The organism is Gemella haemolysans, from assembly GCF_001553035.1.
GTDB lineage: Bacteria > Bacillota > Bacilli > Staphylococcales > Gemellaceae > Gemella > Gemella haemolysans_B.
In genome coordinates, this window is the sequence record NZ_KQ959967.1 from 1 (window position 1) to 25,295 (window position 25,295).

Below are 25,295 nucleotides of genomic sequence, written 5' to 3' on the forward strand. Positions count from 1 at the left end.
TTTTTTCTATCAGTCCGATTTTTTGATGAGCCCATATTAAGTGATAGGGAGTGATTCTACAAAATCGATTTCTGTTGTTCTGAAATCATGATTTCTGAATCACTCCCTGTCATTTAATCAATTAGAATGAATTTTATTTTAAAATTTATTACATTTTTTAGTGTATTGTAAATAAAGGATTTTTTTAGACATGAATTACAAAACTCTATAAGATTATTTTCATTAATATCTGCATATAAATAATATGTGATTAAACAGTTATCAATTTTTGGTTCTTCACAATAACCTCTAACGTTTAATAGTGTTAGAGGATTTTTTAATACTAGATGAATTTTTCCTTCAAGTTCTTCAATGACTATATTAGAATGTTTACTTTCATTTAGTATAGTATGGGCTATCCCACCTATTATTGAAGCAGAGAAATAATTAATACTACTTCTGAAATCAGCATTTATATCGAAGTTGATGTCATTTGAAACAATTATAGTATCATTATTAGTATACAATTTAAAATCATTATTTGATAAAATCCCTCTAAAACTAAGGTCATAATTATTTGATTCGTATAAATTAGTCATACAAATTCCTCAATGTATTTTTAGCCTCATTTAGCCGAGCTAATTTTTTATCAATTATCTCCATTGTGCTTACGGGTCTATTCGCAAATGTAGCAAAGCCACAGTCAGGATTTAACCAAATTCTTTCTTTAGGAATATATTGCATTACTTCTTCTACACGATCTAGGATATCTTCTAATGGTTCTATATCGTCTGTTCTTGGGTTCATAACACCTAATCCTAGGATACAATTATCCCTTATTAAAGTACTACTGAATAATGAAGATATTTCTCCAGCACGAGGAGTAGAAAACTCTAATGTAAGTATATTAGGAAGAGTTTCTTCGAATAGTGGAAGTAGAGGAGTATACGGTCCAGTAAGGAGAATACTTTCGTCACGACTCCAATTTCCACGGCATACATGAAGAGAAACTAATATTTCTTTTTCTTTGGCATAATCTATCACAGATTTAATTAATTTAGTAGCGAATTTTAATTCTTCAGTAGGATCTTTTTTCTCAGATAATGCTGCGCACATAAAAGATCTTGTCTTACCTTCAGAAAATACTACTTCAGTTAATACAGGCTCATCAAATTGAATAACATCTATGCCTATTTTTGCTAATGAATCAATTTCTTCTTTTAATACTTTTATTATGTCTTCTCCTAGAGAATCTTTACTATCGTAATATTGTTTTGATAGAGCAGGTAACCACATGGACCTAGTTATTAAATAAGGACCTGGTAATGTTGCTTTGATTCTCTTATTGGTTAATTTTTTTAGTTCAATCATTTCTTGAGCTACCAGAGGTTTATTATATTTTACCTTCCCCGTACAAATTGCATTTTTTATACTAATTGCAGGAACATCTAATATTTCTAGTATTTGTTCAAAACCTTGTTTGTCCTCAATATAATCAAACATATCAGCCATACTCATCATTGTAACACCGTCTAAACGTTCAGCAATAAATGAAACATAATTATCACGATTTAGTTCACCGCTAGTGATTATATCAATATAATTATTTTCTTGAAGTTCAACTACATATTTTGTTTCTTCATCTAAGATTTCTTGATATGTACTTAAGTCGATATTTCCTTTATTTAATTTTCGTTTTGCGGTTAATAGTTTTTTACTACGAGGCATACTGCCAAGAAGAGAAACTAAGAAAGATGAATTAGTCATAATTATTCACCATGAAACTCTTTAAAAAAATCTAAATATTCATTTGCTTCAGTAAGTTGTTTAAATCCAGAAGTACGACCAGAGATCCATTCTTTTAAGCCTTCCATATCCATCATTTCTTTATGATCTGGATTATTGTAATCCATTTTATGTAATACTTCTATGAATTTTTCAAAACGAGTTACATCTAATTCTGGATGTCCTGAGAAGATACAGTGATCAAAGAAATCTGTTTTCGATAAAATTTTCACCTGATTTTCATCTAGAGTTCCATCTGCAATCCAAGCATTATAGTTTAAATCTAGCATCCACGTAGCAGCTACTTCATCATTTTTTAAAGCTATTGCTGAATCAAGTTCTCCACCGACATGGTCACCATGAAGTCCGACACCGATATCGAAACGTTTTTCAGTATAATCTTTACCAAATTCTAACCCAAGTTTGTGAAGGTGGTTAATAGGAATTAATCTAGCTTGTGGTGAATCAATTGCACCGAAACCAATTGTTTTATTTCTTAAGTCTTGAATAGTGTTAATGTTGCTATTAGCTTTTACTACTAAATATGAACTACGATCGCGATCAGTATCACGCATAGAACCATTTAACGCAGTTCCGTTAGTGCGTAGGTGAGTATCTAACCATGCTAAAGGAGAATTCCAAGCTACATCAATTTCTTTAGCTAATAAACCGTCAACTTGACCTTTGTAATCTTTGTAATAAACTGGTTCGATAGGGAAGTTTTCATCTTCAAAAAATTTTGCAATAATTCCCCAAATTACAGTAACCTTAGGATCATAAATAACAGCTCCAACTTTTAATTTTGTCATAATAATATACCTCTTCTAAATTATATTTTTAAAAATAGGAGGTGACTCAAAAATCATGATTTCGATAAAACAAGATTTTGGTGAGTCCCCCTGCAAAGCTTATGAGTTCTCATATAAACTTTTGAAAATTTAGGTCTTTTAGGTGCCTCTTATATGAGTTATTTCAGAAAAATATTCTATGGTAATTGTTGCCCTGTGATGGCTTTACCTAACCAGATAGTAAGCACGTCAACACTAGGTGCCATAATATGACTTGCGAATGCATCTCTTAGATAGCGTTCCATATTTCCAACACGGTTATATGCTTTACCACCACCAACACGCATACCAAGACGGGCTAATTCAATAGCAGCTTCACTAGCAAAAATTCTAGCTGATAAGATTTTAGCTAGCATATCAGCATCTTTATTTAAGAAACTACGAGCTGCTTCGTTTGTTCCAAGGACTGCTGCATTAGTTTGGCTATAGATTTTAGCAAGATGAATTTGTACTGTTTCAATTTCGCTTAGAGATTTTCCATCAGGATATTTTCTATTAGTAGTATGTGCGACAGCTTCTTCTAGTATTGCTTCGCAAAGACCACTGTAGACAGCAGCAAGTCCAGTGATGAAGTATGTTGCTACAATAGTGAATACTTGGTCAACTCCTGATCCAGCTTGACCAATACGTAGTTCTTTATTTAATTCAACATCGTTAATTGCCATTTGGCAAGAAACATTACCACGCATTCCTAGACCATGCCAAGTAGAAGGTTTGAATTCTAGACCATCGCTACCTAGAGGGAATACCCAGTTATCAATTCCACCTTCCACATCTGAAGGGGTAAGAACAAGATAATAAGATGCAAATTCTGCAGAAGTTACCATACTTTTTAGTCCGTTAAATACTACTGAATTATCTTTAAATTCAGTTTTGACATCTGAGATATAAAAGTGTGTTCCAGTCCCTAATTCGCTGTATGCAAGTGCCATGAATTTTTCATTCTCAACGATATCTTTACAAATTTTTGTTTTTAGATTATCATCGGCATATGAAAGAACACAGTTTAATGCAACATTATGCATCATATAACATAGACCTACAGTAGCACTTGATTTAGCAAAAGCACGGCAAGCATCTGCATGTTCTTGCATATCTTTTCCTAATCCACCTAGTTCAGTTGGAATCATAAGTTTGAAATATCCTGCTTTTCCTAATTCTTTAAATACTTCTTCAGGAAATCTTTCTTGTTCGTCTATTTCTTTTGCAATAGGATCTATATATTTTTTTGCAAACTCCCTAGCTTCGTTGTAAAATGTTGTCATAATAATGCCTCCTAACATTAATATATCTAATATATTTTTATACAAAAATTATATCACAAAGAATATTTCTGTAAATGCTTTCTATATAGTTCTTAAAAGGATATCTTAAAAATAAATTTATATAAAATATATAATAAATATCTCATAATTAACTGATGTAAAATAATATATTTATAAGCATTTTAATAAATATATTATATTTTAAAATATAAAAATAAATTTTTGTAGATGATAGGTGATATCATTTTCAAAAAAACACACGATTGAATTACAAAAATAAAAAATTGAAAAAATTATCGGGAAAAGTCTGAAAATTTATTTACAAATGCTATTAAATCTTGTATAATCTATATTTATATAATAAATTAATGAAAGGATGAAAAATATGGCAGATTCAAAGATGGAAAGAAAACTGCAAGCTCGTCATATTAGTATGATAGCTATAGGTGGATGTATAGGTACCGGATTATTTATGGCAAGTGGAGCGGTAGTTAGTAAAGCAGGTTCTTACGGAGCAGTTTTAACTTATGCATTAATTGGAGTTATTATTTACTTTTTAATGGCTTCTATAGGAGAATTGGCGACATTTTATCCAGTTTCGGGTTCATTTGGAGCATATGCAACTAGATTTATAGATCCAGGAGTAGGATTTGGAGTTGGTTGGTTGTTCTGGATACTGTGGATTTTAGTAGCAAGTGTTGATATAATAACATTATCGAAAATATTACATTACTGGGAATTCTTTAGACAATTTTCATCATTTTCGATTTGTATTGTTTTTTTAGTATTTTTATATTTATTAAACTTAGTAAGTGTTAAAGTATTTGGCGAAGTTGAATATTGGATAACAATAATAAAAGTTATGACAGTTGTCGCATTCTTAATAGTTGGAGCTGCAATCATCTTTGGAGCTACTGGGAATAGTGAAGCTGGTATTCATACATTTATTAAAAATGGTGAAAAAACAAGTAGCGCAGGTGTGTTGGGATTATTTGGTGTTCTTTCAACTGCAGCATTCTCATTTGGAGGAACAGAAGTTGTAGCAGTTACAGCAGGAGAATCTCCAAATCCTAAAGAGACAATGCCTAAAGCAGTTAGACAAGTTTTCTGGAGAATATTAATATTTTACATAGCTACAATGTTAATAATTTCTTCAATAGTGTCAGCAAATGATCCAAGATTATTAGACACAAATAATGTAACAGCCTCTCCATTCACAATTGTATTCCAAAATATTGGTTTAGAAGTGGCGGCAGTTATTATGAATGCTGTAATTTTAACATCAGTTTTATCAGCAGCAAATTCAGGTATGTATGTTTCTAGTAGACAACTATTTTCATTAAGTTCACATAATTACGGTCCTAAAGTATTTAAAAAATTAAATACAAATTCAGTACCGGTATTTGCGTTAACTTTCTCAGCAATATTTATGGTATTATGTTTCATTTTCGAAAGATTAAATCCAAGTGGTTACTATATGTTACTATCGATGGTAGGAATTATAGTAATGATAATTTGGATGGTATCTTTAATATCTCAAATTCGCTTGAGAAGAGCAATTGTGAAGCAAGGGAAAAAAGCTGAAGATGTTCTTCCTTACACATCTAAAACAGGTGTTGTAGGATCATACATTGCACTATTTTCTTTTGCAACAATAATATTACTACAATTAGTAGCTGATTACGCAACAGGTGGTTTTGTAAAAATGTCATATAACTTAGTTTGTCCAGCTGTTGGTGTAGTAATGTATTTAGTATTTAAATTAGTAACGAAGAAAAAATTTGTTAAACTAGAGGAAATGGATATACATCCATATAAAGGATAATAAAGCTAAAAAAAGATTAATGAGCAATGAGCTTGTTAATCTTTTTCTTTTATAGTTTATTGATATTGAAGTATATATATTATAGAATTGAATAGTTTTTAAACTATGGTAAATGCTTGCAGTTTATGATAAAATTGTATTTAAGTAATTTATTGGAGATGATAATTTGAATATTGGAATTACAGGAAGTATAGCATGTGGGAAAAGTACTGTATCAGATTATTTAAAAGAAAAGGGGTATACCATTATTGATGCAGATAAACTTGGACACGTTGCGCTTACTAGTGAAGATGTAAAAAGAAGACTTTCTGAAACATTTGGCGCTAATATTTTAGTAAATAATGAAATAAGTAGAGAGGTTTTAGGAAAGTTAGTTTTTGGAAATGATAATAATTTAAAAAAACTAAATAATATTATTCATCCTAAAATTAAAGAATTAATTTTAAAATTACAAGAAGAACATGAAAATGAAGATCTGGTCTTTTTAGATATAGCATTATTATATGAAGCTAATTTTGTAGACCTGGTAGAAAAAGTAGCAGTTGTATATGTAGATGAAGATGTACAATTAGAAAGATTAATGACGCGAAATTTTTTATCAAAAGAAGAGGCTCTTAAGCGAATAGAAAGTCAAATGAGTCCACAGGAAAAAGCATCATTAGGTGATTTTGTTATAAATAATAGCTATAGAAAAGAAGATACATTTCAACAAATTGATGAAATATTAGAAAAGTTAAAAAGAGGAGATAAGCAAAATGACTAATGTATTAGAAATTAGTAATCTTGGTGGTGGATACAATCGCAGAAAGATTATAGATAATGTCAATATACAGATACCTAAAGGTAGCATAACAGCGCTAATTGGTCTTAATGGAGCTGGTAAAAGTACTACAATTAAACATATATTAGGATTACTTAGACCTATGGAAGGTGAGATAAAGGTTAATGGTATTACAATTACTCGTGATAATGAAAAATATAGAAAGAGCATAAGTTATATTCCAGAATCGCCTGTTTTATATGAAGAATTAACACTAGAAGAACATATAAATCTAACAGCAATGGCTTATGGATTAGATATGGAAGATACTTGGAAAAAAGCAGATAAATTACTAGAGCTGTTTAAACTAAGCGATAAGAAGAAATTTTTCCCAGTACACTTTTCAAAAGGTATGAAACAAAAAGTAATGATTATCTGTGCCTTTTTAGTAGAACCGAGTTTATATATTATTGATGAGCCGTTTTTAGGACTTGATCCGATTGCAATTAATGACTTAATTAATTTAATGTGTGAAAGAAGAGATAGTGGAGCTAGTTTATTGATGTCTACACACATACTAGCTACAGCAGAAAAGTATTGTGATAACTTTGTTATAATTCACGAAGGAAAAATTCTAGCGAATGGTAATCTAGAACAACTAAGGGCCGAATTTAATATGGCAGGTGCGTCTTTAGATGAAATTTATCTATCATTAACGGTGAGAGATAGTAATGAGTAATATTGAGAATATCTTTGCAGATAGACGCAAGAAAGAGCAGGAGCTAAAACTAACCTATAGTAAGTATATTTTTAATTCGCACCTAATTATGTTTCTTATTATTGTGTTAGGAGCAGCATTGATTAATTATTCTAAATGGATAGCAGTAGCGAGCCAATTTGAATTATACTCAGTATTTATGGCTGCATCGTTAGCATTTAGTTACTATTTGATAAGTACAAAGATTAAAACGTATATAAAAGAAGCAGATGCAGTGTTTTTATTACCATTAGAGAAGTATTACAAAAACGTTGGTAGAAAAACCGTTATTAATGTATCGGTAACCCACATTATAGCGTTTGTCATCTTTTATTTTGCAGTTAAGCCTATTACTAATATTATCGGTAGTATTGATAAATTATCTATATGTTTACTGCTTATGGTTATTATAATAAATAACTTATTAAAATATGTTCAAGTTATTCATTATAAAGAAATTATTTGGATTAAAATCTTACAATTTATAGTGACTTTTATACAGATAATAGCAGTATTTATAACTAATACTTATATTCATATAGCTGATATAGCTGGTATAATTGGTTTGGCATTCTGCGCATATTATGTTATTAAGAATTCTACGGGCTCAAAGAGTTCAGAAGATCAAGAAAAGCTAGTTGTTAAATGGAATGAAGCGGCTGAGTATGATAAACATCGTATGGAAAGTTACTTGAAATTCGTGAATATGTTTGTGGATGTACCATTAAGCGGGGTAAAAGTAGCTAGAAGAAAATATTTTGATGCATTATTACCTAAATTAACTAAAGACAATTTCACTAAAGAAAATAGCTTTAAATATTATTATTATAGAGTCTTTTTAAGACAGGAAAATACAGTATTTTTAGCTTTAAGGCTTATGCTATTATCAGGATTAATAATTTTTAGTTTTAAAAATCCTTATGTCAGTGCAGTAGCTATACTATCTTATAGTTATCTAACAATTATTCAACTTGTTCCTCTATATAAACAGATGAGTAATAACATTTGGCATAGTATATTACCAGTTGATGAAAGTATTAAAATCGATAGCTTTAAAAAATTATTAACTGTTGTAATGTTAATAACTACAATATTCCTTGCATTATTTGCAGTATTATTTAGTAATTTTGAAGGAATGACTATAGTTATAATTATTGCATCGGTAGTTTTAGCTAATATAATAGCTAAGATTTTTATTGGGAAAGTAAAATAGAAGGTAATATCATGAAAAACATAGCAATAATAGGAGGGGACTTATCAGGAGTAAGCTGTGCTTATTTTCTTGATAAGTTTTCAGGAGTAAATTCAAAAAAGTTTAATATTGATTTAATTGAGAGAGAGTTTGAATTTGCAAATGATAGGTTTGGTAAGTTTCAATTCGGTCAAGAAATTTATGATAATGGTTGGCATAATTCAATTAGTGAACAAGGCGTACTCTTTTATCTAATGATAGAACTTGGTCTGCATAGATATCTAATAAAGAGTGGGAGTACGAAGAAGGTATTTTTTACAAAAGAAGGTATTAAATATCTACCAGAAAAAATGCTTTACGGTGTACCTTTAGATAAAAGAGAGTTGTTATTGTCAGATTTATTCACTTTTAAAGAAAAACTATCTATTATGTACAATATGTATAATGCTTTGGAAGATGAAGATATAAAGGAATTAACAGTTGAAGAATTTTTTAAAGCCATAATTAATGAGAAAATTTATGATAAGCTAATTGAGCCTTTACTGACAAGCCATTATGCGAGTGATATTTCAAAGCAAAGTATGGTAAGTTTAATGCCGGAACTATCATTTTTAACGATTCAAAAAGAAGATATTAATAAAATATTAGAAGATATGTATGATAGGAACGTTATAGATAATATTACTGTAGGTTCAGAATACAGATTAAAATTTACTTTGAAATCATTTATAGAGACTCTAGAATCGAATTTTTCAGATAAAGTATTTCTAGAGTTAAACCGTAAGGTTGAAAAAATAGAAAAAAAAGGTGATAAGTATCTAGTTCATTCAAACGGTAGTATATATTATTATGACTATATAATACTTACACTAAATCAAAAGAACTTCTTACCATTATTTAATGGAGATGAAAAAATAAATGAATTTTATTCAAGTATGAAGTATGTATCTAATATTGTTGTAACTCTGGTGTACAAAAGAGATGAGTTGCATATTAATCGTGAAATAGGAGAAATAATTTTTCCAAAAGATGACAGTGAATATGTAACAAAATTAGAATATGTAAGTAATAAATGGATTGATATTAAAATGAGTGGAATACAAATCGTACGAGCCTATATTGATAGGGAAGAAGCGGTTAGCGAACTAAAGGGTAAAAGTGATTCTGAAATAATTGAAATAATCGAAAAAGAATTAACTAAAGTCCATGGAGCGATAGGTAAAGTAAGTAGATCCTACGTAAGTAAGGTGAAAGATAATTATAGATTTCGCTGTAAAAACTATAATAAAAATATAAACAAGTTTAATGAATATATGAAAAAAGAATACCCAAATGTATTCATTATAGGGAAGTCCAAAAAAGGTACAACTCTAGAAAATACGGTATTGGAAGCTAAGGAAGTAGCCAAACAAATTTTAGAAAATATAAGATAAGAAGGGACGTACAAAGTACGAGGTGAAAATTATGAAATTTTTTACTAATAAACAAGCAGGTGTAAAAGTAACACCAATATTTGAAAATGAAGCATACGAAAGTAAGTTATTAGAATATACAAAAGAAAGAGAATTATTCTCTGGAAAACTTAATGAAGTGTACGCTAATCTACCATTCAATGGAGAAAAAGAAATACTTTTAGGATTAGGAAAAAAAGAGGAACTAGTAGAAGATAAGGTACGAGAAGTATTCTTTAAACTAGTTAAAGTATTAGAAAGTAACAAAGAATTAGAAGTATTTATTACTTTACCTAAAGTAGAGAGTGTTTCAACTGAAAAACTTGTAAATGCTGCAGTTGAAGGTGCATTACATGCAACTTATAAATTTGATAAGTATAAATCAGATAGAAAAGAATCTCCAGAAATTACGATTAATTTATCTACAGAAGAAAATCTAGAGAATTTGGAAGAGGTAGTAAATGAAGCTCGCGATATTATGAGCGGAGTATTCTTCTCACGTGATCTAGTAAATGAAAGAGCAGAGTACTTATATCCAGAAACTCTTGCTAATATTGCTAGTAAGGAATTATCAGCATTAGGTGTAGAAGTAGAAGTTTACGATGAAAAACAATGCGAAGAATTAGGATTAAAAGGGTTATTAGCAGTAGGACGTGGATCAGATAGAAAACCAAGATTTATTGTTATGAAATACTTAAATAATCCAGAGGAAAGCGAAGTAGTTGGATTAGTAGGTAAAGGTGTAACTTATGATTCAGGTGGTTACTCAATTAAACCTACAGCTAATAGTATGGACATAATGCACTGTGATATGGGTGGTGCAGGAACTGTAATTGGAACAATGAAACTTGTTGCGACTAGAAAATTAAAAACTAATGTAATTGCAGTTGTCGGTGCATGTGAAAATATGATAGCTGGTGGTTCTTATAAACCAGGTGATGTAATTTCAACACTTTCAGGAAAAACTGTAGAAGTATTAAATACAGATGCAGAAGGGCGTATTACTTTAGCAGATTCAGTATACTATGCTACTGAAAAACTAAAAGTTAGTAAAGTAATAGACTTAGCTACATTAACAGGGGCGTGCTTAGTAGCATTAGGTGAATTCTACACAGGTGCAGTAACAAATAACCAAGAATTCTATAACGAGCTAAGCAAAGCTGCGAAAGAAGCGGGAGAAAGAGTATGGCAAATGCCAGCTGATGACAGCTTTAGAGAATTAAATAAATCTTCTGTTGCCGATGTGAAAAATACAGGTGGGAGACTTGGTGGAACTATTACTGCTGGATTATTTATCGAAAACTTTGTAGCGAATGATGTTCCATGGGTACACTTAGATATAGCTGGAACTGCATACCTATCAAAAGCTGAAAAATACCTTCCAAAAGGTGCTACAGGAGTACATGTTAAAACATTGTACAATCTACTAAATAAATAATATTTAGAATTAAGAGCAGAACTCAATGGGAGTGACTCAAAAATCGTGATTTCGTAGAAATCGATTTTGTCGAGTCACCCCCGCACAGTTTATTAGATATCTAAAAAGCTTTTCTAAAGCGCATTTAGATATCAATAAACCACTGCGTCTATGAGTTTTCATCTGAACTTTGTTACATTTTAGGACTTTTGGGTCAGCCCATTTTTATAATACATAAGAATGAAAATAAAAAAATTAAAAAATAATATTTTTTTACTTGACAAGAAAATACTTAAGGTGTAAAATAATTAACAATAAAACTAAAACCTTAGAAAAGAATAGTAATTTGGTAAAAAATTTTTAGCGAGCTAACGTTGGTGTGAGGTTAGTAATTTTTCTAGATGAACGCACTTTTTAGGCAATTATTAAATAATTGGTAACTCTGCCTTAAAGAGATTGAGTGGGTATGCTAAATACCAAGAAAAGTGGCAACGCGGAATTGATTTCGTCTTTTTATAGTTTCTTAGGAAATTATAAAAAGACTTTTTTATTTATATCGGGTCGCTACATACAGACCATGGACAGTATGTTTCTTAGATTTAGTATATCAAAAAGAGTGGCACCGCGAAAATTCGTCTCTTTGTAGCTAGGATAATTAGCTACAAAGAGTTTTTTTATTTATAATTTGTTCTTTTCTATAGTTATATAATATAATAAAGAAAAAAGGAGACAAGACGATGAAAAAATTATTATTATTCATTACATCAATTATTACAGTAGTTACATTAACAGCATGCTCAAGTAGCAACACAAAAAACAAATTACAAGAAGTTAAAGAGAAAAATAAAATAGTATTAGGAGTTTCTCCAGACTATCCTCCGTATGAGTTTTTAACAACAGAAAATGGTAATAAGAAAGTTGTTGGTGCAGATATTTACTTAGCGGAGCAAGTTGCTAAAAAATTAGGTGTTCAAGTTGAAATTCAACAAATGGCATTCGATTCATTAATCGCAGCATTAAATGCTAATAAAGTTGACATGGTAATCTCTGGAGTTAACCCAACAGAGGAAAGAAAAAAAGCAGTTGATTTCTCAGATGTTTATTACACAAGTAAAGGTATTTTCGTAGTAAATAAAGATAGTGAAGAAATCAAATCTGTAGCTGATCTAAAAAATAAAAAAATCGGTGTTCAAAAAGGTTCAACATATGAAACTTATGCAAAAGAACAACTAAAAATGGATGACAAAAATATCCAAGCTTTAACTGACGTACCAAGTTTATTACAAGATCTTAAAAACAAAAAAATTGATGCAGTATTAATTCCAGATGACGTTGCAAAAATTGCAATGAACAAATACACTGATATTAAAATTAGTACATTTACTGCAGATAACGATCCAGAAGCAACTGGTATGGCAATTGCCTTCAAAAAAGGAAAAAATGATAGTAACAAAGAATTATTAGAACAAGTTAACGCAGTAATTAAAGAAATTCAAGATCAAAAAGCATTTGAAAAAGAGCTTGATAAATATGCTAAAGTTGCTGCACAAAGCGAATAAAAGAGAGGTATAAAATAGAATGTTTGATTTTCTTCCAAATTATTACACAGCGTATTTAGAAGCTACGGTAACAACTTTAAAAGTTTCACTTATAGCTTTACTAGTAGGATTAATACTTGGAATTGTAATATGTTTAGCAAAAATTAGTACTTTTAAAGTGCTTAATGTAATTGCAGCAGTATATGTAGAAATAATTAGAAATACACCAATACTAGTGCAAATTATGATTATCTATTTCGCACTACCAGAAATCGGTATTTCATTCACACCATTTATGTCAGCGATAATTGCTCTTTCAATTAACTCTGGTGCATATGTTAGTGAAATATTCCGTTCAGGAATTTTAGCAATTGATAAAGGACAAATGGAAGCAGGACGTTCTTTAGGATTGAGTTATTTCCAAACTATGAAATTAATCATTTTACCACAAGCGCTAAAAAATAGCTTACCAGCTTTAGGTAATGAGTTTATTTCACTAGTAAAGGAATCTTCAATAGTTTACTTTGTAGGGGTAGCGGATATCATGTTTACAGCAAACACTGTAAAAAATGCTACATACCAGACGTTTGGTCCATACTTAGTAGCTGCTGCAATATATTTTATAATTACATCAATATTATCACTATTGGTAAAACGTTTAGAGAAAAAATTAACGAAGTAGGTGAAGAAATTGTTATTAGAAATAAAAGATTTACATAAGAAATTCGGAAAATTAGAAGTATTAAAAGGTGTAAACATCAGTGTTGAAAAAGGGGAGAAAATCGTAATTCTAGGTTCAAGTGGTAGTGGTAAGAGTACAGCGTTACGTTGTGTGAACTTATTAGAAACACCTACAAGTGGACAGATTTTATACAACGGTGAAGATATTACTAAACAAAATATCAATAAATATAGAAAAAAAGTAGGAATGGTATTCCAAAACTTTAACTTATTCCCAAATATGAGTGTATTAGAAAATATTACACTTGCTCCAAAAACATTCGGTGACGACACTGCTGAAAACATTGAGAAAAAGGCAATTGAGTTGCTAAAACGTGTAGGATTAGAAGATAAAAAAGATGTTTATCCAAATAGCCTTTCGGGGGGACAAAAACAACGTGTAGCAATCGCGCGTGCTTTAGCTAATTCACCAGAAGTATTATTATTTGATGAGCCTACTAGTGCTCTAGATCCAGAGATGGTAAAAGAAGTACTAGATGTTATCAAAGAATTATCAGAAGAAGGATTAACTATGCTAATAGTTACTCACGAAATGAATTTCGCAAAAGAAGTTGCTGATAAAGTAATATTTATGGATGGGGGAGTAGTATTAGAAGAAGGAACTCCATCGGAAATATTCGATAATCCAAAAGAAGAAAGAACAAAAGAATTCTTCTCAAAAATATTATAATATAGTAAATATCACTAAGGAATTTAAAGGATTCTTTAGTGATATTATTTTATATTGAACTAAATATATATGCACTATAGATGTAAACGTTTTACAGCATGTTAACTCTTTGATATAATAGGAGCTAGTATATAGGCGTTATAAATGAAGGATACGAATTATATTATGTGGAGGTAGTATTATGGATATACTAGAAAATTTAGCAAGATTGAGTTTATTTCCTATTGTTATTATATTTTTGAATATTAAAGTATCAGGAGAAAAACATTTTAAGATAGCTTCTGTTTCACTATTATTCGTAATTTTTCTAAGAGTTTTCTTTTTAGATTATCATGATTTTCCAATTACAAAGATGGTTTATCTATTTTTAGCACTATATGCTTTGCAGATGCTTTTTGAATGGGATAAATTGCTAAAATTAATGGGAGTTATTCCAGAGGATAAAGAAAAATAAAAAAAGTTCTTTAAATAGTTATACTTAGTTGTGAGAGTATAATGTTTAAAGAATTTTTATTTTTTAAATTCGAATTATTAAGAAAATATAAAAGTTTAAAGTTCGGATTTAATTGATTATCTTTATGTAAACAAATTAAAACAGAAATATTTAAAAGGATAATTCCGTTAGTTGGAAGGGTATGAGTATAGAAAAAACAATAAAATATGAACTTTCTGATAAAAAAACTCTTGACTTTTATTTTTAAAAGATTTATTATTATTTATGTGCTTCGGCATTAATAAAAACTAAGGAGAATTTTCTATTTATGTTAGAACGTCTTTTTAAATTAAAAGAGAATAATACTAATACTAGAACCGAAGTAGTTTCTGGTTTGATTACATTTTTCTCTATGAGTTATATTTTAGTAGTAAATCCAGCTGTACTATCAGCAGCAGGTATCCCGTTAGATAGAGTATTTACAGCGACAATAATCGCGATTTTAGTTGGTACTTTAATTATGGCATTAGCAGCGAACTATCCAATAGTAGTTGCACCTGGTATGGGTATAAACTCATATTTCGCAACATTGGCTGCAACATCAGGTTATAACTATAAAACTTTATTAGCAACGTGTTTTTTAGGAGCAGTTATTTTTGTAATTCTATCAGCAACAAAATTCCGTGAAAGTTTAATTGATTCAATTCCTAATAACTTGAGACACGGAATTTCAGCAGCAATTGGGTTATTTATCGCATTCTTAGGGCTTAAAAACTCTGCGCTTATTGTTGCAAATCCACATACAATTCTTTCATTAGGGGATTTAAAAAATCCAGTAGCTTATATGACAATCTTAGGTATCTTTATTATCCTTGTTCTATTAGCTTTAGAAGTAAAAGGTGCTATTTTCATTGGAATGGCAGTAGTTGCTATTATTTCATATTTCACAGGAATGTTGAAAGTAGAAAAAGTGTTTGGTATTCCTCACATGGATTTAAGTTTATTATACAATCCAGTTAGTGAAAGTATTAATGCCTTACAATTAGGATTATATGGAATAGTATTCACATTCTTAATGGTAACATTATTTGATACAACAGGTACAATGGTTGCCGTAACTACGCAAGCAGGATTAGTAAAAAATGGTAAAATGGAAAGAGCAAAAGAAGCTTTATTCGCTGACTCATTTGCATCATTAGCAGGATCATTATTTGGAACTACACCAACGTCAGCTTATATTGAATCTTCAGCAGGGGTTGCTAATGGGGGACGTACAGGACTTACAGCTTTAACAACAAGTTTCTTAGTTGTAATTTCAATTTTCTTATTCCCACTTGCAAGTAGCTTAGCTTCAGTTCCAGCGATTACTTCACCAGCATTAATTATCATTGGTTCATTCATGATGGAAAGTATTGCTAAGATTGACTGGTCTGATATTACAGAAGCATTTCCAGCATTTGTAACAATTGTAGGTATTCCACTTACTGGTTCAATTAATGATGGTATCGCATTTGGATTTATCTTCTATGTAGTATTAAAATTATCTAAAAAACAATGGAAAGATATTCATCCATTAATGTATCTATTCGCAATATTATTTGTAATTCAGTTACTTTGGCTACATGTGTAATAGCGAACAATAAATTTAATATAAATATATACCCTTTTTACTTTTTTTCAGTAAAAAGGGTATTATTATAGATTATAGTCATAAATTTATAATAAAATGTGTTGATATGTAAAAAAGAGAAAAGTATCAATTTGTCTAGACTAAAGGTATACATAATATTAGGATTACACCAACTGTGATTTCGTTTTCTTTTATATCGTGATTATTTTCTGATAATTTCGAATAAAATAAAAAAATTCTTAATTATTTTTAAAAAAGTGTTTGCCTTTTTTAAAAAGGTATAGTATTATAATAATACTATTATAAATTAAGAAAGGAAATATTATATATGAAAAAAGGTTTATTAACCGGATTGTTATTATTTGGTATCTTTTTTGGTGCTGGAAACTTAATCTTTCCACCAGCACTAGGAGTAAGTGCAGGAGGAAACTTTTGGCCAGCAATTTTAGGATTTGTTGTTTCAGGAGTAGGTATAGCGATTGTTACACTTATCGTAGGAGCACTTAATCCAAATGGTTATGGAGCAGAGATGGATGAAAAGATTTCACCATTATTCTCAACAGGGTACTTAGTTTTACTTTATTTATCAATTGGACCACTTTTTGCGATTCCAAGAACTGCAGCAACTGCATTTGATATTGGAGTAGCTCCAGTTGTAGCTGGAAGTAGTTTACCATGGTTATTAATTTTTACAATTATCTATTTTGTATGTGCGTTCTTATTAGCGGTAAACCCAACTAAGATTTTAAATAGTGTAGGTAAAATTTTAACACCTATTTTTGCTTTATTAATCGTAATTTTAGTAATCTTAGGAGTTTCTAAATTCAACTCAACAGGTGAAGCTGCTAAAACTTATGCAACTAGTGGTTTAGCATTCGGTACAGGATTTATCGAAGGATACAACACACTTGATGCACTTGCTTCGGTAGCATTCTGTATCATTGCGATGAGCGCTCTAAAACAATTAGGGTTTAAAGATAAAAAAGAATTTTTATCTAGTGTTTGGATTGCTGGTATTGCAACAGGTATTGGATTCAGTATCTTATACGTTGGATTAGGATTATTAGGTAACAAATTTGCAGTCCCTGCAGAAGTACTTGCTAACCCTAAAGTTAACAAGGGTGCATATGTACTATCTGAATCAGCGCGTCAATTATTTGGTAACTTCGGAAGTATGTTCTTAGGAATCATGGTAATTCTTACATGTTTCACTACAACAGTAGGATTAATCGTGGCAACTTCAGAATTCTTTAACAAAAAATTCCCACAACTTTCATACAAAACGTATGCTACATTATTCACAGTTGTAGGATTTGCTATCGCAAACGTTGGATTACAAAGTGTTATCCAATTCTCAGTACCAATGCTATTATTCTTATACCCAATCACAATTGCATTAGTATTAATCGTTATTGTTAACAAATACGTTGCGTTATCTAAATTAGGAATGCAATTAACAATGGCAGTAGTTACACTAATCTCTATTCTTTCTGTAGTAGGAAGCACATTTAAAGTAGCAGCTTTAAGTGGTCTAATCGCAAAACTTCCTCTAGCAGCTCAAAGTTTAGAATGGTTAGTACCAGCAGTAGTTTGCTTAGTAATTGCGGCTGTATTACCAAATAGACAAAAAGGTAAAGTTTACGACTTTAGTGAACTATAATTAGAAAAAATAAATTTAAAAGCATTAGCTCGAAATAAAGAGCCAATGCTTTTTTCTTATATAAGTTTGTTTACTTCATCTAATAAGAACATCTTCACATTTAAAGATGAAGTGAATTTTTTAATATTAGATAATTTCTCTTTGTCTACATTATTTGTAGTTTTATATGCGCGGATAAGTTGATTTTTAGGTGTGTTCTCTGCGGAGATAAACTCAACAATGTCAGATTTATATCCGAATGCTTCTAGGACTTCACTACGAACAGAATCCGTAAGAAGAGTAGAGAATTTTTCTTTCACAATCCCATGTTTTAACATGAATGGAAGGAAATCGGCATTTAATTGACTATTAACTTCCTTTTGACAACAAGGAACTGCGAAGAATACTTTTGCTTTCCAACCAAGAGCTTTTAGAATAGCTATGTCAGTTGCAGTGTTACATGCATGAAGACTTATAACCATATCTATCTTCTCTTTATTTTCATAGTCGATAACGTCACCATAAATAAAGCTAAGATTGGAGAAATTAAGTTTTTTAGCTATATTATTACAATGTTCAATAACTTCTTTTTTCAGATCTATTCCAATAATCTTCACATTCATGTTAAGAACTTCAGTTAAATAATAATAGGTAGAAAATGTTAGGTAACTCTTACCACTACCAAAGTCTAGAATTGTAATCTGTTTATTAGAATCTAATTGACTAGTAGCTTGTTTAATAAATTCAAGATATTTATTTATCTGTTTAAATTTATTGTATTTACTTTTAATAACTTTACCATCCTTATTTTGAATTCCAAGCTCAATTAAAAATGGATATTTCTGTTTTTCATCTAAGAAGTAATCTTTTTTCTTATTATGTTCAAATGAAATAGTTTTAGTAGATATTTTCTTTCTACTTACACTAATTTTGAATTTTTTTGAAATTTTAATATTAATATTTTCATCTATGGTAACAACATTAATATCTTTTGCTAATTCGAAAAGTTCTTTAATCGTATTTTCAATATGCGAAGAATCAGTAGTAACTATATTAGTATGTTTTATTATTCTTTTGTATCTGTATTCTAGCTGTAGATTAATACTTTCTTTGATACTAACTAATTTACCAATAACTTTATCAAGTTCTAATTCTTTATTGCGAATATTAGAGAAAGTTATTTTATTAATGTTGTTATTAGCTATATGAGTCAAAATTTCTGAAATAATTTCGTGTTCCATTGTAGCTCCTTTTAATTTCTTTTTATAATGATTTCTTATATATATTACACTAGATTTTATTAATTATCAACATAATAGAATAGATTGTCGTTACTCTAGAGCGAATGATTAAAAATTTGGGATAAACCAAAATTCCTAATTAAATGTGAACTCATAGATGCAGTATTTTTTGATACCTAAATAGGCTTTATAAAAGCATTTTAGATAACTAGTAAACTTCGCTTGGATAATTTTTCAAAAATGTTTTTTTTTCGAAATCATTATTTTTGTGTCATTCCTAGATAAAATAATTACTATTGTTGGTTGAGTAATAGTATCATGCGTGGTATAATTTAGTAGTTAGAAAATAAGAAAAAGGTAGATAGTATGAATATATTAGATATTATTGATAATATAAAAATAAAAACTATTTATGGAAATTTACCAGAAAGAGTAAACAATATATCTCAAGATTCTAGAAAAATAGGAAAAGGGGATGTCTTTATCGCTATAAAAGGATATACGGTAGATGGTCATAATTATATAGAAAAGGTAATTGAACAAGGGGCAGCATTAGTAATAGCGAGTCGTTATGAAGATTATAGCGTTGAAAACTGTGCTGTGATTGTTGTAAAAGAACATGAAATAGAAAAAATTGCCAGTATGATTGCAAAGAAAATTAATGAAGGTTCTGATGTACATACTGTTGCTGTAACTGGAACAAACGGTAAGACGAGTATATCAACATTAGTTCATAATATGCTACGTAACTTAGGAGAAAGTAGTGCCTATATAGGAACGAATGGTTTTGGTAAAAATGATGATAAACTAATTTATTTCGGTAATACAACTCCTGATGTAGTAACATTACATAATCAAATAGGGGAACTACGTAAAGAAAAAATTAATAATCTTGCTTTTGAAGCATCATCGCATGCAATGGCGTTAGGCCGTATTTACAATGTAGATATTGATGTTGCGATATTTACAAACTTAACACATGAACACCTAGATTTTCATGGAGACATGCAGACATATGCTTATGATAAGAGTTTATTATTTTCAACATTAGGTAACAATCTATCGGAAGCAAAATATGGTGTCTTGAATAAAGATGATAATTACTATAAGATCATTTCAAAATGCTTATATCAACAAGAAATAAATTACTCTATCAAAGACAATACAGCAGATTTTTATGCTTATAATATAAAGCAATATAAAGAGGATAAAGCTTATAAAACAAGTTTCACACTAAAATCTCCAGAAGGTACTTTTGAATGTATAACTAATTATATTGGAGACTTTATGGTAAGTAATGTCCTTGCTGCTCTTATTGCTGTATGGCTAAAAGGTTATAGTGTAGAACAGCTAGTTGGTATTTTACCTAAGCTTGGGGCATTATACGGTAGAATGGAAATCTTAGGTGATGAGCTACCGATTGATATTATAAGTGACTTTGCACATACTCCAGATGGCTATGAAAAATTATTAGAAGCAACTCGTGAAATAAGAAAAGGTAAACGTACACTTCTTGTTACTGGAATGGGTGGTGGACGTGATATTTCTAAAGGGCCATTAATTGGAAAAATTATCTCAGAAGCAGATTATGTTGTTATTACAACTGATAGCCCTCGTGATGAAGACGTAGAAGTTCTAATGGGATCTATCGAAAAAGGTATGACTCATAAAAATTATGAAAAAGTATGGTTTAGAACTGATGCTGTTAAACGAATAATTGAACTATCTGAACCTGGAGATGTAGTAATCTTAGCTTCAAAAGGACGTGAAGATTATGAAATTCTTCAAGGTGGTAAAAAAGTTTGGCACTCAGATCCAATTGTTGCTGTAGAAGAAGCGAAAAAGAAATTTAATATAAAATAGAAAAATTGAAAGGAAAATAACGTGGTAGAAAAAATTAGAGAACAAGTAGAAAAAAGAAGAACATTTGCCATTATCTCTCACCCCGATGCTGGTAAAACTACATTAACGGAGAAATTACTATTATTTGGTGGAGCTATTCGTGAAGCAGGAACAGTAAAAGGTAAAAAAACAGGAAAGTATGCAAAAAGTGACTGGATGGATATTGAGAAACAACGTGGTATCTCGGTAACTTCATCAGTAATGCAACTAGACTATGATAATAAAATTATCAACATCCTAGATACACCAGGACACGAAGACTTTTCAGAAGATACATATCGTACTCTTATGGCAGTAGATAGTGCCGTAATGGTTATTGATGGAGCGAAAGGGATTGAGGCGCAGACATTAAAACTATTTAAAGTATGTCGTATGCGTGGTATTCCAATCTTCACATTCATTAACAAAGTTGACCGTGAGATTAAAGATCCATTAGAATTATTAGCTGAAATTGAAGAAAAATTAGAAATAGAAACATATCCGATGAACCTACCGGTAGGTATGGGGCAAAACTTCTTCGGTATAATGGATAGAAAAAATCATTTTATAGAACCATTTAAAGAAGATAGTGATTTTGTAGAATTAGACGAAGAATATAATATCATAGATGATAATCCACTCGCTCAAGATACTATGTATCAAAAATGTGTAGAAGATATGATTCTTATTACTGAAGCAGGTGTTGACTACGACTATGATAAACAATTAAAAGGTGAACAAACTCCAGTATTCTTTGGATCAGCATTATCATCATTTGGAGTAGAAAGTTTCTTAAACTACTACGTAGATAATGCACCAACACCAAAGGGGCGTCGTGGAGTAAATGAAGAAGATATTCAACCGACAGGTGAAGACTTCTCAGGATTTATCTTCAAAATCCAAGCCAATATGGACCCTAAACACCGTGATAGAATTGCATTCTTACGTGTGTGTTCAGGTGAGTTCAACCGTGGTATGGATGTAAACTTAACAAGAACAGGTAAAAAATTAAAGATTTCACGTTCTACTAACTTTATGGCTGATGATAAGGCTACAGTAGATGTGGCTTACGCAGGGGATATTATCGGTCTTTACGATAGCGGAAATTATCAAATCGGTGATACGCTTTATCAAAATAAAAAAGTTGAATTTGAAGCACTTCCTTCATTCACGCCAGAAATATTCGTAAAAGTTTCTGCGAAAAACGTATTGAAACAAAAACACTTCCATAAAGGTGTTGAGCAACTGGTACAAGAAGGAGCAATTCAGTATTATAAAACATTACATACGAACCAAATTATCTTAGGAGCAGTAGGTCAGCTGCAATTTGAAGTATTTGAACACCGTATGAAAAATGAATACAATACTGAAGTGGTAATGGAACGTATTGGACAAAAAACTACTCGTTGGATTGAAAATGAAGAATCAATTAATGAGAACATGTCAAGTTCAAGAAGTATCTTAGTAAAAGACTTATATGATAATTACGTATTCTTATTCGAAAATGACTTTGCGATGAATTGGTTTAGCGATAAATATCCAGATGTAAAACTGTTTAGTAAACTGTAGATAAAAATAAAAGACTCGAAATTATATTTGTAGAATTAGTTTTTGAGTCTTTTTTAGTTATAATTATAAGTATTTTAAAAAGTAAAGTTTAGTTCATAAAAAATACAAGTACTTTATTTATAAGGTTCTTCCGTGATATTAAAAAATTAATATAGTATAATTAAGATGTAAATGATTATATGTGGAGGATAGGGAAAATGGATAGACTAAAACAATTAACACAATATATGATTTATTCTTATGAGAATTTTTCCAATTCTCAATTAGATAATCAAGAACTAAAATTACAAAAATTAATGTATTTTGCTCAAAGAGAAAGTTATGCTTTGACGGGAGAACCTTTATTTGATAATGAATTTGAAGGTTGGATTCATGGATCAGTTCTGCCAGAACTAAGATATTATTTCGATGAGCATTATAAATCAACACAAAATAGTGATTTAATTTTATGTGATCGTGATAAATATATAATTAATAGCACGATAGCTAAATATGGACAGTATGATGCGTGGTATTTAAGAAATTTATCACATGATGAGATTTCATGGAAAAATAGTAGAATAGGCTTGGATGATAGCGAACCAGGACAAAGAATCATCTCGAAAGATGATATTCGTTTAGATGCAGAAAAAGTTAGAATATATGATTACCAATATGATTCATATCTTGATGAATTCGAAGAATTTGATGAAGAGGTTATGACCCATGAGTAATCAACAATTTGAAGGTTGCATAAAGAAATCTAGATTACCATATTATGATATTGTTAGTGGAAATATAAAATTTAAGGCGAGACCTGTGCTTTTAATAAAAGCAGAAAAAAACGAAGGTGCCTGCGATTTTACAGTATTACCGCTGTGGTCTATTAGTGTAAAGATGAATATTAACAGTGAATATGATATTCCAATAGATAAGAATGTGTATCCATTACTTAATTTAACACGGGATACATCCTATATTCGTACACATAAATTAATGACTTTACATACATCACAATTGTCAAATCAAACAATAGCAAATCTTAAAGAATTATATCCAGATTTATGGAGTAATATAGTTAGTAAAATTCAAGAATATCTAAGTGGTTTAAAATAAGTATATTAGATTTACAAAACCCTATGATTGTTTAATATTAAATAATTAAGAAGGTGTCTCACTACCTATATACCAAAGGTGAAAGTTTAAAGATGGAAGAGAGGTTTTCAACCTCTCTTTTTTGTCATTTACTCAATGAAAAAATTATATGTGATTGAATTTCAAAAGAATACATAGTAATTCTAACTTGTATTAAATTTCACATGCAAAAATTTGAAAAAAACTACTTATAGGTATATAATTAAGTGTTGGCAAAATTTTATTATAAAGAGGATAGCATGAGAAATTTAATAAAGAAAATGCTGGATCTTTACAAAGAACCTAGATACAGAAGTATAGTTAATTATATATTCTTTGGAGTTTGTACGACACTAGTAAATGTTGTTACATATTTTATTTTGTATTACTATGGTATGGAAGTTAGACCAGCGAATTTAATATCTATAACATTATCGATTTTATTTGCATATTTTGTTAATGCTAAGTACGTATTTAATTCAAAGGCAGTAGGATTTAAGAGGGTATTTTATGAACTTAGTAAATTCTTTACAGCTAGATTATCTACGCTTGTTATAGAAGTATTTGGAGTAGAATTATTCATTTACTTAGGAATGAATGCCTATCTAAGTAAATTTATTATTCAATTCGTAGTACTTGTTGCTAATTATGTTATTAGTAAATTTTTAGTTTTCACAAAGGAGAAAAATAACTAATGAAATGGTTTATTACTGATATGGATGGAACTTTTTTAAATGATAAAAAAGAAGTTGCACCAAATGCGAAAGATGTGATAGTAAAACTGCAAGATAAAGGAAGTAAATTCATAATTGCCACGGGAAGACCTGATATTGCGGTTAAGCATTATTATTACAACTTAGGGATGAACGATGTAGTTATTTCTAATAATGGAAGTTTAATTAGAAATTTATCAACAGGTGAAATAGTTTATCAAAAGAGTTTTAAGATAGAAGAAATTGAAAAGATTCACAGCATGTTTAAAGAATTAAATGATGATGAAATAGAATTTCATGTATATACACTAAATTATATCTATTGTGATCACTTGTCATTTAGTATGGCTAGAATGAAAAAGCTTGAAGCGGATATGCCAGAGGAACTGAAAACGCCAATGTATATTCATGATGACATTATAGGTGAAATTAAAAAGAATAATGAAGATTGTCAAAAAATTATGATGATTGCTAAAGATCACGAAAAAGTAGTGAATTTTTTTAATGAGGTAAGTAAAGTTTTAGAAGTTGATGGTACATTCTCAGCGACTGATTTCTTCGACATTATGCCAAAAGGCTGTAATAAGGGAACAGCTATTGAAAAATTAGCTGAATATTACAATTCTCCAATTGAAGATTGTGTAGTATTTGGTGATAATTTCAATGATAAAGAAATGTTCGATGTAGCAGGCTGGAGTGTTTGTCCAAATAATGCTAAAGAAGAAATTCAAGAAATGTGTGATGAAGTTATCGGAAATAATAATGATTTTTCTGTTATTAAATATGTAGAAGATTATTACGAAAAAATTAAATAAATACTTGATAACTTAGCGAAAATTTGATAAATT

Annotated in this window: 23 protein-coding genes and 1 other annotated feature; of the genes, 18 read left to right on the forward strand and 5 right to left on the reverse strand. The window is 29.9% G+C overall.

Annotated features, from left to right (window positions below):
• Positions 1-113: 113 nt before the first annotated feature.
• The 4 genes from HMPREF3186_RS05895 to HMPREF3186_RS05910 all read right to left on the reverse strand — a co-directional run bounded on the left by HMPREF3186_RS05895 (position 114) and on the right by HMPREF3186_RS05910 (position 3,877).
• Positions 114-578 carry a hypothetical protein gene (locus tag HMPREF3186_RS05895; RefSeq protein ID WP_060914352.1) on the reverse strand — a complete coding sequence of 155 codons (465 nt, stop codon included), beginning with the start codon at positions 576-578 and terminating at the stop codon, positions 114-116.
• Positions 571-1,746 carry a cobalamin-independent methionine synthase II family protein gene (locus tag HMPREF3186_RS05900; protein ID WP_060914353.1) on the reverse strand — a complete coding sequence of 392 codons (1,176 nt, stop codon included), beginning with the start codon at positions 1,744-1,746 and terminating at the stop codon, positions 571-573. Before HMPREF3186_RS05900 ends, HMPREF3186_RS05895 begins: the two co-directional genes overlap by 8 nt.
• 2 nt (positions 1,747-1,748) lie before the next feature.
• Entirely contained in the window at positions 1,749-2,573 is an 825-nt protein-coding gene (locus HMPREF3186_RS05905) for a phosphate/phosphite/phosphonate ABC transporter substrate-binding protein (RefSeq protein WP_060914354.1), read from the reverse strand.
• A gap of 176 nt (positions 2,574-2,749) precedes the next feature.
• Complete coding sequence (locus HMPREF3186_RS05910) at positions 2,750-3,877, reverse strand: acyl-CoA dehydrogenase family protein (RefSeq protein ID WP_060914355.1); 1,128 nt, start codon at positions 3,875-3,877, stop codon at positions 2,750-2,752.
• A 385-nt stretch (positions 3,878-4,262) separates the two neighbouring features.
• Here HMPREF3186_RS05910 and HMPREF3186_RS05915 point away from each other — a divergent pair, with 385 nt between their 5' ends.
• The 12 genes from HMPREF3186_RS05915 (at position 4,263) to brnQ (ending at position 17,951) form a co-directional block, all read left to right on the forward strand.
• Positions 4,263-5,702: an amino acid permease gene (locus HMPREF3186_RS05915; protein WP_060914356.1), complete on the forward strand. Its 1,440-nt coding sequence runs from the start codon at positions 4,263-4,265 to the stop codon at positions 5,700-5,702.
• A gap of 166 nt (positions 5,703-5,868) precedes the next feature.
• On the forward strand, positions 5,869-6,465 hold the full coding sequence (coaE, locus tag HMPREF3186_RS05920; RefSeq protein ID WP_060914357.1) for a dephospho-CoA kinase: 597 nt from the start codon (positions 5,869-5,871) through the stop codon (positions 6,463-6,465).
• The gene (locus tag HMPREF3186_RS05925; protein ID WP_060914358.1) at positions 6,458-7,201 is read left to right on the forward strand and encodes an ABC transporter ATP-binding protein; all 744 of its coding nucleotides are present in this window, start codon (positions 6,458-6,460) and stop codon (positions 7,199-7,201) included. Before coaE ends, HMPREF3186_RS05925 begins: the two co-directional genes overlap by 8 nt.
• Positions 7,194-8,432 (forward strand): ABC transporter permease, encoded by a 1,239-nt coding sequence (locus HMPREF3186_RS05930; RefSeq protein ID WP_060914359.1) that lies wholly within the window; start codon positions 7,194-7,196, stop codon positions 8,430-8,432. The genes HMPREF3186_RS05925 and HMPREF3186_RS05930 overlap by 8 nt, the downstream gene beginning before the upstream one ends.
• 11 nt (positions 8,433-8,443) lie before the next feature.
• Positions 8,444-9,844, forward strand: coding sequence for a protoporphyrinogen/coproporphyrinogen oxidase (locus HMPREF3186_RS05935; protein WP_060914360.1), 1,401 nt, complete (start codon positions 8,444-8,446; stop codon positions 9,842-9,844).
• 31 nt (positions 9,845-9,875) lie between these two features.
• Positions 9,876-11,300 carry a leucyl aminopeptidase gene (locus HMPREF3186_RS05940; protein ID WP_060914361.1) on the forward strand — a complete coding sequence of 475 codons (1,425 nt, stop codon included), beginning with the start codon at positions 9,876-9,878 and terminating at the stop codon, positions 11,298-11,300.
• A gap of 299 nt (positions 11,301-11,599) precedes the next feature.
• Positions 11,600-11,795: a binding site (T-box leader), on the forward strand.
• Between the two features lie 221 nt (positions 11,796-12,016).
• On the forward strand, positions 12,017-12,838 hold the full coding sequence (locus HMPREF3186_RS05945; RefSeq protein ID WP_060914362.1) for a transporter substrate-binding domain-containing protein: 822 nt from the start codon (positions 12,017-12,019) through the stop codon (positions 12,836-12,838).
• A 19-nt stretch (positions 12,839-12,857) separates the two neighbouring features.
• Positions 12,858-13,499 carry an amino acid ABC transporter permease gene (locus tag HMPREF3186_RS05950; RefSeq protein WP_060914363.1) on the forward strand — a complete coding sequence of 214 codons (642 nt, stop codon included), beginning with the start codon at positions 12,858-12,860 and terminating at the stop codon, positions 13,497-13,499.
• A gap of 9 nt (positions 13,500-13,508) precedes the next feature.
• The gene (locus HMPREF3186_RS05955) at positions 13,509-14,228 is read left to right on the forward strand and encodes an amino acid ABC transporter ATP-binding protein (RefSeq protein ID WP_060914364.1); all 720 of its coding nucleotides are present in this window, start codon (positions 13,509-13,511) and stop codon (positions 14,226-14,228) included.
• Between the two features lie 181 nt (positions 14,229-14,409).
• Positions 14,410-14,682, forward strand: a complete 273-nt coding sequence (locus HMPREF3186_RS05960; protein ID WP_060914365.1) for a hypothetical protein — start codon at positions 14,410-14,412, stop codon at positions 14,680-14,682.
• Positions 14,683-14,989: 307 nt separating this feature from the next.
• Complete coding sequence (locus HMPREF3186_RS05965) at positions 14,990-16,291, forward strand: NCS2 family permease (protein WP_060914366.1); 1,302 nt, start codon at positions 14,990-14,992, stop codon at positions 16,289-16,291.
• Between the two features lie 328 nt (positions 16,292-16,619).
• Positions 16,620-17,951, forward strand: a complete 1,332-nt coding sequence (gene brnQ / locus HMPREF3186_RS05970; RefSeq protein WP_060914367.1) for a branched-chain amino acid transport system II carrier protein — start codon at positions 16,620-16,622, stop codon at positions 17,949-17,951.
• A gap of 56 nt (positions 17,952-18,007) precedes the next feature.
• On the opposite strand, the gene HMPREF3186_RS05975 is transcribed toward brnQ, so the two are convergent.
• Positions 18,008-19,171, reverse strand: coding sequence for a class I SAM-dependent methyltransferase (locus HMPREF3186_RS05975; protein WP_060914368.1), 1,164 nt, complete (start codon positions 19,169-19,171; stop codon positions 18,008-18,010).
• 366 nt (positions 19,172-19,537) lie between these two features.
• On the opposite strand from HMPREF3186_RS05975, the gene HMPREF3186_RS05980 reads away from it, so the two are divergent.
• The 6 genes from HMPREF3186_RS05980 to HMPREF3186_RS06005 all read left to right on the forward strand — a co-directional run bounded on the left by HMPREF3186_RS05980 (position 19,538) and on the right by HMPREF3186_RS06005 (position 25,262).
• The gene (locus HMPREF3186_RS05980) at positions 19,538-21,034 is read left to right on the forward strand and encodes a UDP-N-acetylmuramoyl-L-alanyl-D-glutamate--2,6-diaminopimelate ligase (protein ID WP_060914369.1); all 1,497 of its coding nucleotides are present in this window, start codon (positions 19,538-19,540) and stop codon (positions 21,032-21,034) included.
• A 33-nt stretch (positions 21,035-21,067) separates the two neighbouring features.
• The gene (locus tag HMPREF3186_RS05985) at positions 21,068-22,621 is read left to right on the forward strand and encodes a peptide chain release factor 3 (RefSeq protein WP_419865829.1); all 1,554 of its coding nucleotides are present in this window, start codon (positions 21,068-21,070) and stop codon (positions 22,619-22,621) included.
• Between the two features lie 197 nt (positions 22,622-22,818).
• On the forward strand, positions 22,819-23,334 hold the full coding sequence (locus HMPREF3186_RS05990; protein WP_060914371.1) for a Panacea domain-containing protein: 516 nt from the start codon (positions 22,819-22,821) through the stop codon (positions 23,332-23,334).
• Positions 23,327-23,716, forward strand: coding sequence for a type II toxin-antitoxin system PemK/MazF family toxin (locus HMPREF3186_RS05995; protein ID WP_060914372.1), 390 nt, complete (start codon positions 23,327-23,329; stop codon positions 23,714-23,716). The genes HMPREF3186_RS05990 and HMPREF3186_RS05995 overlap by 8 nt, the downstream gene beginning before the upstream one ends.
• 278 nt (positions 23,717-23,994) lie before the next feature.
• Entirely contained in the window at positions 23,995-24,429 is a 435-nt protein-coding gene (locus HMPREF3186_RS06000) for a GtrA family protein (protein ID WP_060914373.1), read from the forward strand.
• Positions 24,429-25,262 (forward strand): Cof-type HAD-IIB family hydrolase, encoded by an 834-nt coding sequence (locus tag HMPREF3186_RS06005; RefSeq protein WP_060914374.1) that lies wholly within the window; start codon positions 24,429-24,431, stop codon positions 25,260-25,262. The genes HMPREF3186_RS06000 and HMPREF3186_RS06005 overlap by 1 nt, the downstream gene beginning before the upstream one ends.
• Positions 25,263-25,295: the final 33 nt, after the last annotated feature.